General features: G+C 48.6%; 2 tRNA genes and 1 rRNA gene. All 3 read right to left on the bottom strand.

Annotated features, from left to right (window positions below):
• Positions 1-856 (bottom strand): 16S ribosomal RNA (locus AB0L74_RS34855); the annotation flags it as partial.
• Positions 857-1,006: 150 nt separating this feature from the next.
• Positions 1,007-1,082, bottom strand: a tRNA-Ala gene (locus tag AB0L74_RS34850).
• Between the two features lie 19 nt (positions 1,083-1,101).
• Positions 1,102-1,175 (bottom strand) — tRNA-Pro (locus AB0L74_RS34845).
• Positions 1,176-1,237: the final 62 nt, after the last annotated feature.

Raw genomic sequence — 1,237 nt, 5'->3', positions numbered from 1 at the left:
GGGCGGAAACCCCCTAACACTTAGCACTCATCGTTTACGGCGTGGACTACCAGGGTATCTAATCCTGTTTGATCCCCACGCTTTCGCACATCAGCGTCAGTTACAGACCAGAAAGTCGCCTTCGCCACTGGTGTTCCTCCATATCTCTGCGCATTTCACCGCTACACATGGAATTCCACTTTCCTCTTCTGCACTCAAGTTTCCCAGTTTCCAATGACCCTCCACGGTTGAGCCGTGGGCTTTCACATCAGACTTAAGAAACCGCCTACGCGCGCTTTACGCCCAATAATTCCGGATAACGCTTGCCACCTACGTATTACCGCGGCTGCTGGCACGTAGTTAGCCGTGGCTTTCTGATTAGGTACCGTCAAGACGTGCACAGTTACTTACACGTTTGTTCTTCCCTAATAACAGAGTTTTACGAGCCGAAACCCTTCATCACTCACGCGGCGTTGCTCCGTCAGGCTTTCGCCCATTGCGGAAGATTCCCTACTGCTGCCTCCCGTAGGAGTCTGGACCGTGTCTCAGTTCCAGTGTGGCCGATCACCCTCTCAGGTCGGCTACGTATCGTCGCCTTGGTAAGCCGTTACCTTACCAACTAGCTAATACGGCGCGGGTCCATCTATAAGTGATAGCAAAACCATCTTTCACTTTAGAACCATGCGGTTCCAAATGTTATCCGGTATTAGCTCCGGTTTCCCGAAGTTATCCCAGTCTTATAGGTAGGTTACCCACGTGTTACTCACCCGTCCGCCGCTAACGTCAAAGGAGCAAGCTCCTTATCTGTTCGCTCGACTTGCATGTATTAGGCACGCCGCCAGCGTTCATCCTGAGCCAGGATCAAACTCTCCATAAATGAATTATGATGTTTGATTAGCTCATAAAATACTAATTTGTGTTATTTCTAACACTTGTTTTGAACCAACAATTTAATGTTGCGTTCGGAATTAACGTTGACATATTGCAATTCAGTTTTCAATGTTCATTTCTTCATTAATAATCAATATGGTGGAGACTAGCGGGATCGAACCGCTGACCTCCTGCGTGCAAAGCAGGCGCTCTCCCATCTGAGCTAAGCCCCCATACTATTTTCAAAAAGAGTCGGGAAGACAGGATTCGAACCTGCGACCCCTTGGTCCCAAACCAAGTGCTCTACCAAGCTGAGCTACTTCCCGTATATATAATTAACATGCATTTTAAAATGGTGCGCCCGACAGGGGTCGAACCTGTAACCTCT

Origin of the sequence: Streptomyces sp. NPDC052020, from assembly GCF_040680575.1 — a bacterium.
Classification (GTDB): domain Bacteria; phylum Actinomycetota; class Actinomycetes; order Streptomycetales; family Streptomycetaceae; genus Streptomyces.
The sequence above is the reverse complement of the archived record's forward strand: the minus strand, read 5'-3'. Positions and strand labels throughout refer to the sequence as shown.